This is a genomic window from Kamptonema sp. PCC 6506, from assembly GCF_000180455.1.
Classification (GTDB): domain Bacteria; phylum Cyanobacteriota; class Cyanobacteriia; order Cyanobacteriales; family Microcoleaceae; genus Kamptonema; species Kamptonema formosum.
Genome location: NZ_CACA01000315.1, coordinates 1 through 16,752, shown reverse-complemented (window position 1 = coordinate 16,752; position 16,752 = coordinate 1). Strand labels below are relative to the sequence as shown.

Sequence of the window (16,752 nt, the reverse complement as noted above, 5' to 3'; positions counted from 1 at the left end):
GGAGTCAGGGGGAAAGAGAATAGTTAGGAGTTAGGAGTTTTGAGTTTTGAATTAAAGAATTTTAAGGACTTTTCCTCGCTTCATAACTCAAAACTTTTCTACTTAGCAGATGTATTTTGTGATGTCTTCTAAACAAACATCTGCTAGATAACTAAGAGCGCGGAAGCGTAAGCCAACAAACTCGTCATACAGAGGGTTTAATTTGCACAGAGGCGGAATGTGATAGGCGTGTCCGAACAGATTAACATCTCGTTCAAAAGGACAACAACAGGGAATTACCTGGCAAATAAGATGGGCAAATTGGCGATCGCTTACTGGAACTCTATCCACCCATCGACGCAGGAGGAAGAGAGGATCGAAACCAGACTTTTCTCTGGGGCCGAGGTAATGGTCGTGAGGGTGGCGATCGTGCGTGTGGCTATCGTGCGTGTGGGTGATAGTAGTCATAGGACTTGAAGATAGGGAGGAGGAGGAACAGGGGAGGCAGGGGGAGGCAGAGAAAGGCAAGGGGAGGCAGGGAAGGTAAGGAGAATTAGTTCTTTAACTCAGTTCTTTAACTCAAAACTCTTCCCATGCCCACCACCCTATTTATCGAATCAAGTCGTAGGAAATATCAGTCTTCGCTGGGATAATGGTATTGCGATCCAGTTCGTCAAGTAGCGTATTTACAATCCAGTTGAGCAAATTGATCGCACCTTGATAACCGTAAGTAGAATAGCGGTGCAGGTGGTGGCGGTCAAAGATAGGATAGCCAATTCGCACTAAAGGAGTTTTGGTATCGCGCCACAGATACTTGCCGTAGGAGTTGCCGATTAATAGATCTACGGGTTCTGTGAATAAGAGAGAACGTAGATGCCACAAATCCTTACCACCCCAGATAGTTGCACCCTTACCAAAGGGGCTAGCATCTAGAATTGCTTGCAACTCTTTTTCAAACAAATTGTTGCTATTGCTTACCAAGATATGCACAGGTTCAGCACCAATTTCTAGCAGGAATTGGGTTAATCCAATCACCAAATCTGGATCGCCATACATTGCCACCCGCTTGCCATGCAGCCATGATTGCGAATCCGTTAGCGCGTCTACTGCCCGACCCCGTTCGTCTTCCAATTCTTGAGGAATTGGTTTACCTGTCAGAGCCGATAATTTCATCAAGAATTCATCAGTTCCCCGGATACCTACAGGACGGCAGACATAAGTAGGTTGCTTCCACTCGCTATCAATGTAATCGCGAGTTTTAGTGGTTGAATAAGATTGTAAAGCGATCGTCGCTTCTGCATTAATGGAATCGGCTGCCTCTGCCAGTGGCGTACCGCCGGGATACATTTTGTATTCTCCAGTATTTGGTGAATCTAGATATTCAGAATTATCCGCCAGCAGCGTATAGTCTATGCCCATTAGAGAGCCAATTCTCTTGACTTCGCGCAAGTTACCAATGTAAGTTTCAAAGCCGGGAATAAAGTTAATCTTACCGTTAGTCGTTTCGGCTTTTTTACCGGCTGTTAGGTTCGATAAAATTCCCTTCATCATATTGTCGTAACCCGTAATATGGGAGCCGACAAAGCTAGGTGTATGAGCGTAAGGAACGGGATATTCTTGAGGAACAGAACCTGCAGCCTTGGCATTATTAATAAAGGCTTGCAAGTCATCCCCAATCACTTCCGCCATACAAGTAGTACAGACAGCAATCATCTTTGGCTTGTAGAGATTATAAGAAGTCGCCAAGCCATCAATCATATTATTCTGTCCGCCAAAGACCGCTGCATCTTCAGTCATTGAAGAAGACACTGCTGAAAATGGTTCTTTGAAGTGACGAGTAAAGTGAGAACGGAAGTAGGCAACGCAACCTTGAGAACCGTGAACAAAGGGCAGGGTAGCTTCAAAACCTACTGCTGCTAAAATTGCGCCTAGAGGCTGACAAGCCTTAGCTGGATTAACTGTTAAAGCTTCGCGGCTAAAGTTTTGCTCGCGATATTCCCAAGTCTTTGTCCATTCTGCAATTCGAGTTACTTCTTCTGGGCTGTGGCCGCCTTCAAATTCCTTTTTCCCAGCAAATAGCTGTTGATATTCTTCCTGATGAAATAGTGTAACGTGGTCGTCAATTTTGTCTATATTGTTCTGAGGCATGACTCAATCTCCAATATTTATGAGGGAGTGTAGCGTAGAGAGTTGGAAATAACAAAAAACTTGTATTTAGGAGGAACTAAGGATGAAAATCGAGAGATAGTTTTGGGGATTTTAAACTTTTAGCGTTCATCCTTAGTAGTATTCCCCTAATCTGTTTTGGTTACTTCTTCCAAGGAGCACCAATTAATCCCCAAGTTGGACTATTAAGGGCTAAATCCATATCGCGGGCGAAGATAGCAAAACCATCGTAACCGTGATAAGGGCCAGAATAATCCCAAGAGTGCATCTGGCGGAAGGGAAGCGCCATTTTCTGGAAAACATACTTCTCTTTGATGCCGGAAGCAATTAAATCTGGCTTGAGTTCCTTGACAAAATGCTCGAACTCATAAGCAGAAACGTCATCATAAATTAAGGTGCCGTCTTCAATGTAATGAGTCGTGCGTTTGTAGTCATCATTGTGACCAAACTCGTAACCAGTACCGATTAGTTTCATTCCTAAATCGTGGAAGGCAGGAACGACGTGGCGGGGACGCAAACCACCAACCATTAAAGCGACAGTCTTACCTTCTAGGCGCGAGTAGAATTTGTCAAGTACGGCCTTAGTTTGGGCTTCATACTTAGCAATGACTTTTTCAGCATTATCTTGGATTTTTTGGTCAAACTTACCTGCAATTTCTCGCAGAGATGCAGCAATTTGAGTTGGGCCAAAGAAGTTATATTCCAACCAAGGAATGCCATAAGCTTCTTCCATGTGGCGGCTAATATAGTTCATGGAGCGATAGCAGTGAACTAAATTTAGCTTCACAGTTGGGGTCATCATCATTTCGTGAAGCGTGCCATCTCCCGACCATTGAGCTACTACGCGCAAGCCAATTTCTTCGAGAAGAATGCGGCTAGACCAAGCATCACCACCGATGTTATAGTCTCCAATAATTGCGACATCGTAGGGAGTACCTTCATGACCCAGTTCTTTCTTTTTCTTGTCTGCTTGAGGAAAAACCCAATCCCGGATAGTGTCGTTTGCAATGTGGTGTCCCAGGGATTGAGAGACACCCCGGAAGCCTTCACAACGTACAGGTACAACGGTTTTTCCGATTTCTTTGCTGGCTTTCTTGGCAACAGCTTCGATATCGTCTCCGATGAGACCAATAGGACACTCAGACTGAATCGAAACGCCTCTATTTAAGGGGAAGAGTTCGTCTAGTTCAGTAATTAGTTTGGCAAGTTTTTTATCACCACCAAATACGATATCTCTTTCTTGGAAATCGGATGTAAATTGCATTGTGCCAAAGCTATCAATGCCTGTAGTTCCGATATAGTAGTTGCGACGACCAGACCAGGAATAATAACCGCAACCTACGGGGCCATGACTGATGTGAATCATGTCTTTGATTGGGCCCCAAACTACGCCTTTCGATCCAGCGTAGGCGCAGCCGCGTGTGGTCATGGAACCGGGAACGGATTTGATATTAGACTTAACGCCACAATCTGATTTGCCTTCTTCGTAGACATTCAGGTGCTTTTCCCGTTTTTTCTTAGCTTTATCGGGATAGAGTTCTAAAGCTTCTTTGATCAGGGCTTTTTTGTCAACAACTTCCGCAGCTAAGTCTTGAGGGTCAATAGTAGTAGATTCGATAGGAGTCATAAATCTGCCTCTCTGAGTGAGTAGGGAATAGGAAATAGGGAATAGGGGATAGGTTTCAGGTCGGTTTCAGGTTTTGAGTTTCAGGCTCCAACAATAATTCATCTGAAACCTCACACCTGAGACCTATTTGGGATTTTAGATAAGAAAATCTTTCCTTTTCTTGTTTTAGCCTATCCCCTTGATTACTAGGGTTTAAACACCAACTGTTACAGGGACTTCATCCGCAGTCTTGCCAACTAGATGCTCGAATTCTTTGTCATCACCAAGAATACCGAATTCAACCAGTAAGTCTTCTAATTCATCCATTGAAATAGGAGTAGGAATTGTCAGGTTCTTGTTGTCGATAATCTTGTTAGCAAGGGTGCGATACTCTTGGGCTTGAGGATGTTGAGGTGCATACTCAATCACTGTCATGCGGCGCAATTCTGCGTGTTGCACAACGTTATCGCGGGGGACAAAGTGAAGCATTTGAGTATTCAACCGCTTCGCTAAGGTTTCGATTAGTTCTAATTCACGGTCAACTTTACGGCTGTTGCAAATTAAACCACCCAGACGAACACCACCGGAGTGAGCATATTTGAGAACACCGCGTGCAATGTTATTTGCGGCGTACATTGCCATCATTTCACCAGAGGTGACGATGTAAATTTCTTGAGCTTTTCCTTCGCGAATTGGCATGGCGAAACCGCCGCAAACTACGTCGCCTAATACGTCATAGCTGACAAAATCGAGATCTTCGTAAGCACCGTTTTCTTCAAGGAAATTAATAGCGGTGATGATCCCCCGTCCTGCACAACCTACACCGGGTTCTGGGCCGCCAGATTCTACGCAACGCACGTCTCTGTAGCCAGTAAGTAACACTTCTTCTAGCTCTACATCTTCGACGGCTCCCCGTTCAGCAGCTAGGTGTAAGACGGTTGTTTGAGCTTTGCTGTGTAGCATTAAGCGGGTAGAATCTGCTTTTGGGTCGCAACCTACAATCATCACGCGCTGACCTAATTCAGCCATCCCGGCAATGGTATTTTGGGAAGTAGTAGACTTACCAATACCGCCTTTACCGTAGAATGCAATCTGTCTAATTTTTTCGTCAGTCATGGTTAATTATCCTTTGTAAATGAGTGGGTTTGTTGTTTAAGAAGAGGTCTTGAGTGGTTCGGTTCAGAAATAAGTATCAATTGTGAAACTTAGAATCTGAAACCTAACTATGGGGGGAGGACGCTCCTCTTGATATTTTCTGGTAAATTTCATAATTACTCGTGAATTTGTTGTAGGAAATCTGATGAGTCAATAGCCCGCTAGTTTACAGTGCTTGTACTACTAAACTGGGTAAAACTTTCTCTTTCAAAGTAGTTTCGATTAACCCTTTCAGAGTGGATGTACTACTAGGACAAGAACCACAAGCTCCTTTGAGCAAGACTTTGACAATATCTCCTTCTACGTCATAAAGTTCTACGTCACCTCCATCTGCGATTAGCAATGGGCGCACTTCTTCTAAAACTTTCTGAATTAAAGAGATTTTTTGGATGGGTGTCAAAGGTTGTGTAGGTGATTGATTTTTAGTCTCTTTCGCAAAAGCAATCTCGGTCGCAACTTTGGTGATGTTGGCTTTCTCTTTGAAGACTTCGGCAATTAAGTCGTCAATAGGATATAAACAAGAACCACAACCACCACCAGCTTTGATATAGCTAGTTACTTGTTCTGCTGTAGTTAAATTGTTTTCGACAATTGCCCGACGAATTCTCGGTTCGCTGATACCAAAGCAACTACAAATTAAAGTGCCTTCATCTTCAGGGTGTGCTTCTGGTTCAATGCCACGATATTTATAAATGGCAGCTTCTAAGGCTTCTTGTCCCATTACAGAACAGTGCATTTTAGCTTCAGGCAAACCACCTAAAAAATCTGCGATTTCTCTGTTGGTGACTTTTAAGGCTTGATCTAATGTCAAACCCTTGATTAATTCTGTTAAAGCGGAAGAGGAAGCAATGGCGCTGGTGCAACCAAAGGTTTGAAAACGAGCATCGAGAATTGTATCTTGGGGTTCGTCGATTTTGAGATGTAGTCTTAAAGCATCACCGCAAGCAATACTACCTACTTCGCCAAAGACTACGGCAATTCCTGGTTCGTTGGTTTCTTCGATTGCCCCTTGGTTTTTCGGGTTGTAGAATAAGTCTAATACTTTTTCAGTGTAGTCCCACATGGCAGTTTTCCAAATTAAGGGTATGAGGAGGAATTGGGAATTGGGAATTGAGAATTGGGAATTGAGAATTAGGAATTGAGAATTGAAAAGCTTTTTATGCTTTCACTGCTGCTTTATCTACTAACTGTTACGGCTTCTTGTCTATCTTGCAACCAGTCAGCAGAGTCACTATTGAAGGGTGAAAGGGAACGCAATCTCTCTACAATTCCTGGCATTACAGTTAAAACTCGATCTATTTCTGCATCAGTTGTGTAACGGCTAAGACTAAATCGGATCGAACCGTGAAGGATAACATAAGGTAAACCCATTGCCCGCAAAACATGAGAGGGTTCTAAAGAGCCAGAAGTGCAAGCAGAACCAGAAGAAGCGCAAATCCCGTATCGATCTAATGAGAGTAAGATAGCTTCGCCTTCGATGTATTTGAAGCCAATATTAGTGGTGTTAGGTAAGCGATGAGCAGGGTCGCCATTTACTTCACAATTAGGAATAGTAAGTAGCAGGTTTTCTTCTAGGCGATCGCGCAATTTGCTTTCTCGCTGAATTGCTTCTGGCATATGCAATAATTCGAGTTCTGCTGCTTTTCCTAAACCAATTATACCCGCTACATTTTCTGTTCCTGCTCTCCGGCCCCGTTCTTGATGTCCGCCTATTAACAACGGACGGAAATGGAAACCGCGTCTTACATATAAAGCACCAATGCCTTTGGGGGCGTGTAATTTATGACCTGATAGTGTTAATAGGTCAATGGTACTTTCCTTCATATTTAAAGGAATTTTACCTACGGCTTGTACTGCATCAACATGGAAGACTGCACCATATTCTTTAGCTAAAGCACCGATTTTTTCTATGGGGAAAATTGTCCCACTTTCGTTGTTAGCATACATGGTGGAAACTAAAGCTGTGTTTCCAGTTAATGCAGCTTCCAATTCCATTAAATCTAATTGTCCCTGACGGTCAACTGATAGATAAGTAACTGTGTAACCTTGTTTTTCTAGTTGTTTGCAAACATTAATTACAGCAGCGTGTTCTACTTGGGTAGTAATAATATGTCGTCTATCTGGTTGAGCGGCTAATGCAGCCCTAATTGCTGTATTGTTACTTTCACTGCCACAACTGGTAAACACAATTTCTGAATCATCTGCTCCCAAAAGACCTGCTACTTGTGCTCTGGCTTGTTTTACAGCTTTTCCTACTTTTCCCCCAAAGGTGTGCATACTGGAGGGATTGCCATAATATTCGGTTAGGTAGGGTAGCATTGCTTCCAACACTCCTGGATCTACCTTGGTTGTGGCATTATTATCTAGGTAAATACAAGTTGACATAATCTTGTCCTCAGATTGACAATAGGAACAGGGAATTGGAAATGGGAAAGGGAATTAGAAATTGGGAATTGGGAAGCAAGAAGCAGTTGTGAATGGAATGAAGTACAGCTTTATAAATTAGCAATTAGGAAGCGGCTGCTATACCTCATACCCATCAACTAGAGCCATTAAATACAACCTACAATCTCAGGAATAGCGTTAGAGCTTTTGAGAATATGGGTGTCATAAAATGCACGGGCAACTTTCTCAATTACGTCGTAAGCTTCCACTACAACTAAACCTGCTGTTTGTAAATCCGCTTTCGGACATTCGCCGACTTTGGAAACTAGAATTGCTTTACAATCAGAAAGAGCTTTAATCGTGTGTTCTAAAGTCGCTTCCTCGCCGTAACCGCTTTGGCAGTAATGATCGATTTTGCGATGACCGACGAATTTAGCTTCGTTAGCATCTACTTCGTAAATTTGAAACTCTTTAGCATGACCAAAGTGCTGATTTACTAAACCACCGCCTTTAGTTGCTACTGCTACAAGAATTTTGGGGCTGTTAGCAACTTTCTGACTAGGTTTGAGCTTTGCTTTGGCTGATTTGAGTTCGTCTTTAAACTTCTCAATGCCAGCATGAACTTCTTGCCGTGATTCAATGTTGTACTCTGGCTGCATTTCCATGAATTTATCTTTAGTAAATTCTTGGCTTCTGTCTTCGCCTAAGAGTCCTACAGCATCGGCCCGACATTGGCGACAGTGGCGCATCATCTTCATGTTGCCAGCACAGTTATCTTGCACTGTTTTCAGTTCTTTTGGTGTCGGCCCGCGCTGACCAGTTAAACCAAAGTGTGTGCCATGTTCTGGTGCTGAAATCAGAGGCATAATGTTGTGAAGAAATGCCCCTTTAGAACGAATCACTTCATTTACTTCTGGTAAGTGATGGTCGTTAACTCCGGGAATCATTACTGAGTTCACTTTGCAAAGAATATCGGCTTCTTTTAGTGCTTGTAAGCCTTCCATTTGCCGTTCGTGCAAAATTCTAGCTGCTTCAATGCCTTTGTAACGCTTCCGCCGATAGTGAACCCAAGGATAGATTTGTGTGCCGATTTCGGGATCTACCATATTAATAGTAATGGTGACATGATCCACGTTGAGTTGCTTAATTTTTTCAACATAATCGGGCAACATTAAGCCGTTAGTTGATAAACAAAGCTTGATATCTGGGGCTTTATCAGAAATTAACTCAAAGGTGCGGAAAGTTTTTTCCGGGTTGGCTAATGGGTCGCCTGGGCCCGCAATTCCCAATACTGTCATTTGCGGAATTTTGCCGGCAATCACTAATACTTTATGAGCGGCTTCTTCGGGTGTTAGCAGTTCACTAACTACCCCAGGACGACTTTCGTTAGCACAGTCGTATTTCCGATTACAATAATTACATTGAATGTTGCAAGCGGGAGCAACTGCAACGTGCATTCTGGCATAGTGATGGTGTGCTTCTTCGCTATAACACGGATGGTTTTCAATCCGCTTTTTAAGTTTTTCGTCAATTCCATCGGTGGAAGTACCACAGCTAGAAGAACTACAACCAGTAGATTGAGTAGCGCTTGTTTTAGTAAGGATTCCAGGTTGGGGTGTCATTGAATTTATGGGATTCAGTGGACTCGTCAACGCTATAGGAAATATGAACAAACAGGAATTATTTTGTTTATCCGTTGGGCCCTATATTAGGCTCCATTCCATTCATTAACTTCCCCCAGAATCCATCGGTTATTTGGCTTTTGGTACTGTTTGAATTTACCAATTACTTAAATACCTATTACCTATTACCTTTGGCGGGTTAAGCATCTGGCGTTATGAAATTTATAGCAGCTACTCAATTGCCTCCCGCAGAGATGGCTAGGGATAAGACTTATTAAACTAATTAAGAAGGTACTCAAAACCTGTAATCCTTACTCTGTAAGGGAAAAATAGATTTGAAAAAAAATTTTGGGGTATAGGTACGAGTATTTTTGGTCTAAGCGATAAGTATTTAGGTAGCCGAGAAGCGGTATTTTTGTACTCAAAGCTAACCCAGTTGGCGCATGGGTTTGATGAGATTTATAGCAAATTTTCTACTGGCTTGATGGGTACTCAAAAAATATAAATTTGATGCCCCAAATTTAATCTGATAGGGCAATTGAGAAGGGGGATAACCGAGACGATCTTTTGGAGAGATGGCTGACGGTATTCTTAAATTTAATTCTGTATCTAATATATCAGTTTTTTATGACCTGGGATTTTTTTTGGCGATTTCTTTACCAAAGTTATTGATTGTATCTAATGATACAGACAAAATAAAAGTAATAATAGGGGATTTGCCTCAAGTGCCACATAAAAAATGATGCTCGCTACTTTTACTGTAAGCCATAAAAGCTTAAATAGTAGTTAGATATACAAAAATTTAAAAAATAATTTCTAGACAGTCATTCTGACAAAGCACGACTTAACCAACAGGGTTAAAGACCCAGTAAGTCCTAAAAAGATGGTGAGTACAATTTTTTCTTCCCCAAAATTGGTACGTAAATAGTCTGAAATACTTGCTGAAAGAGACTTATGGCTGAGTACATAAATACTGAGTACGTCACTGATAAATACTCATACCTATAGCCAAAAATACTCGTACCTATAGCCCCAAAAAAAAATGAATCCCTCTCCTATCAAGGCATTTGGTGCTTGAGTACATCTTTAATTAATTTAATAATTCTATCCAGGTTAAGCAAACTACCTAGTTTTCAACTATCTGATATAAGCAGGAGATGGAGATTACGGCTTTTTCACCCCCCGGAAAGCAATGCTACAGACTTTTGCCCCTTTAACAGTTAAGCCTATTTCACAAGAAAAACTGTATGCTCAAGGTCGTACAACCACTCCAGCAGCAACAGAGGATGCCCAATCTACTAATCCACTTCTAAACTGGTGGCAAACAATCAAAATTGATTTTCAGATTATTTTCGAGCGCGACCCCGCCGCCCGTAATTGGCTGGAAGTTCTTTGCTTTTACCCAGGGTTTCATGCTTTGGAAATGCATCGGGTTGCCCACTGGTTACACAATCTTAAAGTTCCCTTTTTCCCCCGTCTAATTTCTTACCTAACCCGATTCTTCACCGGTGTCGAAATTCACCCTGGCGCGGTCATTGGTAAGGGGGTATTTATCGATCATGGGATGGGAGTAGTCATTGGGGAAACAGCAATTTTAGGAGATTACACCCTAATTTATCAGGGCGTTACTTTGGGAGGTACGGGAAAAGAAAGCGGTAAGCGTCATCCGACTCTTGGTAAGTATGTTGTTGTCGGGGCAGGTGCGAAGGTTTTAGGTAATATTGAAGTAGGTGATTATGTCCGCATTGGCGCTGGCTCTATTGTATTACGAGACGTGCCTTCAGATTGTACAGTTGTAGGTGTTCCTGGTAGAAATATTCGTCGCATTCCTCAAAATACTTGTCCACTAGAACACGGAAAAATGCCAGATGCAGAAGCGGCACTGATTCGCAGTTTAGTCGATCGAATTGAGAAATTAGAGGAGCATATTCTTCGCCTTCAAGTTGGTCAAAAGTAGCTATTTGACCGCAGACATTCCAGAGAGAAATAGCCCATGTTCTCTCCCTTGAGGTTTAAACATCAGCCAAACAAGTACAATTAATTTCGTCAAACTTCTAAACTTAGTTTTTCTATTGAGGGAATCTATGCAGCTAGATGAATTAGAACTTGACTTGCCTCCTTGTTTTGAAATTGGTCAAAAAGTCCAAACACGCAAGTTAATCCGTAATGATGGAACCTTTCCGGGTCAGGAAATTGGGGCCACTTTAGCAAAAAAGGGTGAAATTGGCTATGTGATTTCTATCGGGACATTTTTACAAAACTCCTATATTTATGCTGTGCATTTTATGGGAACAGGCTATATTGTTGGTTGTCGTGCCAGAGAACTAGAACCATTTGAAACAGTAATTTGAGGTAATTAAAGATGAAAGTAATGTTACGTCGCGGTACAACCGGCAAATTAATGGTTTACGTTGCCAAGAAAGATTTGGAAGAGGAAGTAGTGAGTGAAACGGAATTAAATGGGAACAAAATCTTGACTTTGACAAATGGTTGGGAATTAGAAATTGCTAATTTACTCGAACCATTGAAATTACCACAAACAGTAGAAGCCAAACGCTTAGCTTAGACTTTTGACATTCCTGACGCTTAGGTTAGACTTTTGTCACTCCTCCATCTCAAGACGTGGGGGAGTTTTATCTGACTGATATCAACTCTCAGACAATTGAGGTACACCTGGTAATTTGTAGATCCATACCTCACTTACTTGACAACTGTTACATCATCCCTAACACTTTCCGCAGTAACATTTGGTCTTCTCCCTTGACTTGAAAGCGACCATTTTCAATATCTCTAATCCAGCTTTGACTTTTGCCCATTAATGATGCTAATTCTCTCTGACTCAAAAGCCTTATCTTCCTTGCCTCAATAATCTGTTGAGATGAAAGTTCAACCGATGGTTTAACCTTGGTTCTATTTCTCTCTTTGGTTTTTTGAGGCTGAATAACTTTCATTTTGGTGGGAGATTCCCATTCAGGCGGGATTTCAAAATGTAATACTCGTGCGTTCATTAAACGATTCCACTTACCACGAGGTGCCACATCAGTTAGGCGATTATTCTTACTACCATCTGCAATCCAAAAGTCTAAAGCCGCCTCTGCTTCTTCTGGAATATTTTTGAGCTTCACCCATAGGGGTTGAATTTCTAGTGGATAAGTAATGGGATCGAATACTGGGTTTATTCCATAGCAACTGATAACTTCTAAATCATTTTCAAAGATTTTCATTAGCCGTTTGCGTTCATCTTTTTGTGAAGATAAAGTATTGAATTTTTTCTCACCATACGCTACGCGCATTAATGTAGGTACTGTGACACGCTGTTCTTTACCCATTTTGGTTTTAAATAATAACCAAATTAACATCCGTGCCGCACCTGGATGTTGTTGCCAAATGCCCATCACTGAATTTAATAGGGTTTTAGGCAGCGTACCATATTGATAAAAGCTATTCTGTTCTTTACAACCTTGTCGATTGAGAAAAATTTTTGTCCACTGTCCGGCTTTTATTCTGAATGTTAATCCGACTAAATGTTTATACCCCGAATCATCTTCTTGAAAATGATGTTCGATTTCTAACAAGTTCCAGACCGGACTATTTTTGAGGGAAATTCCTTTGACTTTTCCCTGGGGTGGTAAATCAATACTAAGCATTAATTTACAGGGTTGTTGAGCAAGTTCTTTGATGAGAGATAGCTTGGCAGCTTTAGTGAGGTCTTTACGTTTATCTATTCCTAAGTATTCTTCAATTTGGAGGTCATTGATGATAAATTCTTCTTCCCAAGGACGCTCTAAGGCAGTAATATGAGCTGCATAGATTAAATTGAGACAAGCAGCTTTAATGTCAAAGGATTCAATTACTGAAAAAGCCTCTGTATGTTTAAGTGATGCCGTTGAGTCAACCGCTAAGGGGTTGGCAACGCGAAAGGCAATCTTACCTTTTCCGTTTAAGATTTGCCGCTGATAGCATACTTCTCCAGTATCTTCTATTTCCCAGCGAAGAGATGTTCCCTGTACAAGAATATTGCACAATTCCCAGATAGCAATTGCAGAAGCAAAGGGATTATTTTTCCCATTAGTAAAAAGGTTAGGACTAGGAAGAGTTCTATCACTATCAATTTTATATCTCCCTTTTTTTGCTCGGAAAGGAACTGGGGAGTTAACTGGACAGCAAATGACACATTGAGGCGCAGAGTAATTTTCGCAGTTATCGCATAAATTGGGATCGATCCAGTATTTATCATCTTTTCGTTTGATCGCCTCTGTAGGACAAAGAGGCTCACAAGTATCGCACTGAATGCAACGATTAGTGATGGAATAAGACATGGCTAATCAAAATCACTTAATAACTGAGCTAATAATATTCTTGATTAGTAATGATCTTTTGTTCATGCCAAACAATTAAATATTCATTAATTATTTTTTAATATCTCTAAAGCAGATATAAAGAAAAAGCATCAGAAATTTTCTGATGCTTTGTATATTTAAATACAGCAATTGTTTCAAGATCTCCTTTTAGATTTGGGATTTCTCTTAAATACTCAGTGACCGATCGGTAATTAATATTCGCTCATCAACAAATAGTAAGATTTTAAGCTCAAGGCTGAAGACAGGGATGTTGACAGCAATAAAAGCGAGGGTTTCAGCAATTAATAACGTCTTAACCGTCAAAACGGTTGCTATAGCTCGAAATGCTAGTACCTCTTCCCAAAAAAAAAATAGAAAGCTGTTCAGCTATGGATTTGAGACTCTGAGTACAGCCTTAATTAGACGGTGTTTACTAAAATACGAACTGATATAATTTATTTAATTACTTTAGCACCAACAACAGCAGTTAAGTCGTAATATCAAATCCGGTTAATTATATATAATTCGGATCGAGAGCAAGTTTGCGAATATCTCCCGGCTTAAACCAGAGATCCAGAAACCTGTCCGTGTTCCTAATAATGATTAATTAACTGAACTTGATATCACCAGACTAAAACGAGGCTAGGTTGACACACCCACCTTTAAAAAGGATGGGGTTCTTTGGAAGTTGGCTTTCACCGAAAACCATACTTAAACCCATTGCTTTCGCCATTTAAACAGATGAATACTAGAGATTGGCTAATAACAGACAGTGGAGAGTGTCAACCTCGACCTACAGCTAGGGAGTGGGATTTAATTAGTGACTGCTATTACTTACATCGCTTCCTAACAGACATTTTGGATTTGGTTGAACAGGCAAACAATGAAGCGGAACAGTGGGATTATTTACCCCAAATCCGAATGCGTGTACGCCAATTAATTACAAATTCATATTGGGTACAAACTCAATACCTAGAGCCTTGTCCAAAAACAGGTCTTGCGATTCTGACGCTGTATGATGAGATTGGATATCCACTAACTATCCAAAACGTCACCTTTGCACCTGGAGTAATTTCACCCATTCACAATCATGGCAGTTGGGGGATAGTGGCGGTGCTCAAGGGACAAGAAAAACATCGTTTTTGGCGACGCTGTAACGATGCAGAGTTTCCCTCAAAAATTGAACTTACAGGCGAAAAAGTTTTTCGGGCTGGAGAAATTATCAGTTTTACACCTAATGCTATTCATAGTGTAGAAGCAGTAGGAGAGGAACCCACAGTCACTTTTCATCTTTATGGTGATGTCTTGCCACGATCCCGTTTTGAGTTCAATATTACAACCCAGACAGCCAAAAGTTTTTAGATTCAACAGTAGAAAAAGAGGAAAAAAATATGCTGAAAGCATCTGACATTATGACTCAAGATGTTGCTACCATTCGTGGTTCTGCAACAGTAGCTGAAGCCGTTAAATTGATGCGGCTAAAGAGCTTGCGGGCTTTAATTGTAGATATCCGCAATCAGCAAGATGCTTATGGTATTCTCACCCAGACGGATATTGTCTCTAAGGTTGTTGCTTATGGAAAAGACCTAGAGAAAATCCGCGTTTATGAGATTATGACCAAGCCTTGTATTGTTGTCAATCCCGATCTAGGAGTTGAGTATGTAGCGAGGTTGTTTGCTAATACAGGTATCCGCATTGCTCCAGTAATTAGCAATACTTTGATTGGCATTATTTCTCAAACCGATATTCTGTTTAAAGGCGATTTCCTAGAAAATCCTAAAGCTCCCCTGATGCGGCGAGAATTGGGGAAAGCGATTGAGAAAGCCAAATCAATTTCTAGTGCTAAAGGTATTACCAGTCAGGAAGCTATTGATGCTTGGGCTTTGACAGAGGAGCTGGAAGCTGAGGTTACTTATCAAGAAGGAACTGAGCCGAAAGAAAAAACTGCTTTTCAGCTATACTGTGAGGAGAATCCAGAAATTTTACAGGTACGACACCAAATTTTGAGTGCAACTGTTTGATCGAGTTTAGGAAGTTAACGATTACCACAAGAATTGAATATTGGTAACTTCAGCGTCGGACGGGGTGAAAACCCCGCCTAATTTTATTGCGATCGCAGATGAGCTCATGTGTGGAGGTTATGTGCGATCGCAATAACATTGAAGCTCTATGTCAAAAGGATGAGATAATATTATTTTTTCAGAATAAAAATAAGCGCAGTATGTCTTTTGGCCGACACAGCAGGATTTATCCTTAAATAAGATAAAACAGTTAGCACAATGCAGTGTCGTATATCATTATGAGTCTTAAGCGTCGAAATTTCTTGTATTTACTGAGCGCCAGCGTTGGAGCAGCTACGTTTGGTGCTTGCCAAGCATCGGGAAGCAATTTGTCTCGACCCCAACCTACCCCTAAACAGGAGGATATCTTAGCTCAAAGCCAAACTGGTTTCACTTTACCACCTTTACCTTATGAATACAATGCTCTAGAACCGCACATCGATGCGCGAACTATGCAATTTCACCACGATAAACACCACGCCGCCTATGTCAAAAATCTGAACGATGCTATTAACAAACACTCGCAACTGAAAGGAAAGAGTGCTGAGGCATTGTTGCGAGACATCAATAGCGTACCGGAGGATATTCGCACAGTAGTTCGTAACAATGGTGGCGGTCATGTTAATCATACCATGTTTTGGGAAATTATGAGTCCCAAAGGCGGAGGTGAACCAACGGGCGCGATCGCAACTGCAATTAACCAAACCTTCGGTAGTGTTGATGCCTTTAAACAACAGTTTAACGACGCAGGCACAAAACGTTTTGGGAGCGGTTGGGTTTGGTTAGTACGCAATAAAAACGGCAGACTTGAGATTACAACTACCGCAAATCAAGACAGTCCTTTGATGGAAGGCAACTATCCAATTATGGGGAACGATGTTTGGGAACACGCCTATTATCTTAAATATCAAAACCTGCGCGGCGATTATCTAAAAGCATGGTGGAATGTTGTCAACTGGCCGGCAATTAACCAGCGGTATGAGCAAGCGATCGGTTAGTATTTGTTAACAGTTAACGGTTAACGGTTAACTGTTAACAACAATAATAAAGTCCCTGCTAAAAAGCAAGGACTTTAAAAGTATTAAGGGTGAAGTGTAAACAGTTTCATCCTGAATTTTTTGTTTCTAAAAGGCTTTGAGCCTAGAAGAGTGAAGAATTCTTACAAAGCGTTACCGCGAGGAAGAACTTCTTCAGGGAAGATGAAGTTTTCGTGCGGTTGGTCTTGAGGAGCCATCCAAGCGCGGATACCCTCATTAAGCAGAATGTTCTTAGTGTAGAACGTTTCAAACTCAGGATCTTCAGCAGCTCGCAACTCTTGGGAGACGAAATCGTAAGCCCGCAAGTTCAAAGCCAAACCGACGATACCAATAGAGCTCATCCACAAGCCAGTGACGGGCACAAACAACATGAAGAAGTGCAGCCAACGCTTGTTGGAGAAT

15 protein-coding genes and 1 pseudogene are annotated in these 16,752 nt (G+C 41.5%); 7 read left to right on the top strand and 9 right to left on the bottom strand.

Translation table 11 applies throughout. The features are described 5' to 3' along the window. Positions 1-102: 102 nt before the first annotated feature. From OSCI_RS28670 to nifB, 7 genes are all read right to left on the bottom strand, one after another. Positions 103-447, bottom strand: a complete 345-nt coding sequence (locus tag OSCI_RS28670; protein WP_007356929.1) for a Mo-dependent nitrogenase C-terminal domain-containing protein — start codon at positions 445-447, stop codon at positions 103-105. A gap of 141 nt (positions 448-588) precedes the next feature. Further along, positions 589-2,127: a nitrogenase molybdenum-iron protein subunit beta gene (nifK, locus tag OSCI_RS19970; protein WP_007356928.1), complete on the bottom strand. Its 1,539-nt coding sequence runs from the start codon at positions 2,125-2,127 to the stop codon at positions 589-591. Positions 2,128-2,287: 160 nt separating this feature from the next. Further along, positions 2,288-3,772 carry a nitrogenase molybdenum-iron protein alpha chain gene (nifD, locus tag OSCI_RS19965; RefSeq protein ID WP_007356927.1) on the bottom strand — a complete coding sequence of 495 codons (1,485 nt, stop codon included), beginning with the start codon at positions 3,770-3,772 and terminating at the stop codon, positions 2,288-2,290. 192 nt (positions 3,773-3,964) lie between these two features. Beyond that, positions 3,965-4,867 (bottom strand): nitrogenase iron protein, encoded by a 903-nt coding sequence (gene nifH / locus OSCI_RS19960; RefSeq protein ID WP_007356926.1) that lies wholly within the window; start codon positions 4,865-4,867, stop codon positions 3,965-3,967. Between the two features lie 205 nt (positions 4,868-5,072). Next, complete coding sequence (gene nifU / locus OSCI_RS19955; RefSeq protein ID WP_007356925.1) at positions 5,073-5,969, bottom strand: Fe-S cluster assembly protein NifU; 897 nt, start codon at positions 5,967-5,969, stop codon at positions 5,073-5,075. A 113-nt stretch (positions 5,970-6,082) separates the two neighbouring features. Beyond that, positions 6,083-7,291, bottom strand: coding sequence for a cysteine desulfurase NifS (gene nifS, locus OSCI_RS19950; RefSeq protein ID WP_007356924.1), 1,209 nt, complete (start codon positions 7,289-7,291; stop codon positions 6,083-6,085). Between the two features lie 167 nt (positions 7,292-7,458). Beyond that, complete coding sequence (gene nifB, locus OSCI_RS19945; RefSeq protein WP_007356922.1) at positions 7,459-8,913, bottom strand: nitrogenase cofactor biosynthesis protein NifB; 1,455 nt, start codon at positions 8,911-8,913, stop codon at positions 7,459-7,461. Between the two features lie 575 nt (positions 8,914-9,488). On the opposite strand from nifB, the gene OSCI_RS30865 reads away from it, so the two are divergent. The 4 genes from OSCI_RS30865 (at position 9,489) to nifT (ending at position 11,479) form a co-directional block, all read left to right on the top strand. Further along, entirely contained in the window at positions 9,489-9,656 is a 168-nt protein-coding gene (locus OSCI_RS30865) for a hypothetical protein (RefSeq protein WP_007356921.1), read from the top strand. Between the two features lie 449 nt (positions 9,657-10,105). After that, on the top strand, positions 10,106-10,870 hold the full coding sequence (gene cysE / locus OSCI_RS19940) for a serine O-acetyltransferase (RefSeq protein WP_007356920.1): 765 nt from the start codon (positions 10,106-10,108) through the stop codon (positions 10,868-10,870). Between the two features lie 127 nt (positions 10,871-10,997). Further along, entirely contained in the window at positions 10,998-11,264 is a 267-nt protein-coding gene (locus tag OSCI_RS19935; RefSeq protein ID WP_007356919.1) for a nitrogen fixation protein NifZ, read from the top strand. 11 nt (positions 11,265-11,275) lie between these two features. After that, positions 11,276-11,479, top strand: coding sequence for a putative nitrogen fixation protein NifT (nifT, locus tag OSCI_RS19930; RefSeq protein ID WP_019487104.1), 204 nt, complete (start codon positions 11,276-11,278; stop codon positions 11,477-11,479). A gap of 148 nt (positions 11,480-11,627) precedes the next feature. On the opposite strand, the gene OSCI_RS19925 is transcribed toward nifT, so the two are convergent. Further along, a complete protein-coding gene (locus OSCI_RS19925; RefSeq protein WP_007356917.1) occupies positions 11,628-13,232 on the bottom strand; it encodes a helix-turn-helix domain-containing protein in 1,605 nt (534 codons plus the stop codon). Between the two features lie 762 nt (positions 13,233-13,994). Here OSCI_RS19925 and OSCI_RS19920 point away from each other — a divergent pair. The 3 genes from OSCI_RS19920 to OSCI_RS19910 all read left to right on the top strand — a co-directional run bounded on the left by OSCI_RS19920 (position 13,995) and on the right by OSCI_RS19910 (position 16,311). Further along, positions 13,995-14,615: a cupin domain-containing protein gene (locus OSCI_RS19920; protein ID WP_007356915.1), complete on the top strand. Its 621-nt coding sequence runs from the start codon at positions 13,995-13,997 to the stop codon at positions 14,613-14,615. Between the two features lie 29 nt (positions 14,616-14,644). Beyond that, complete coding sequence (locus OSCI_RS19915; protein ID WP_007356914.1) at positions 14,645-15,274, top strand: CBS domain-containing protein; 630 nt, start codon at positions 14,645-14,647, stop codon at positions 15,272-15,274. Positions 15,275-15,552: 278 nt separating this feature from the next. After that, complete coding sequence (locus tag OSCI_RS19910; protein WP_007356913.1) at positions 15,553-16,311, top strand: superoxide dismutase; 759 nt, start codon at positions 15,553-15,555, stop codon at positions 16,309-16,311. A 161-nt stretch (positions 16,312-16,472) separates the two neighbouring features. On the opposite strand, the pseudogene OSCI_RS19905 reads toward OSCI_RS19910, so the two are convergent. Beyond that, a pseudogene (locus tag OSCI_RS19905) lies at positions 16,473-16,752 on the bottom strand (photosystem II D2 protein (photosystem q(a) protein)); the annotation flags it as partial.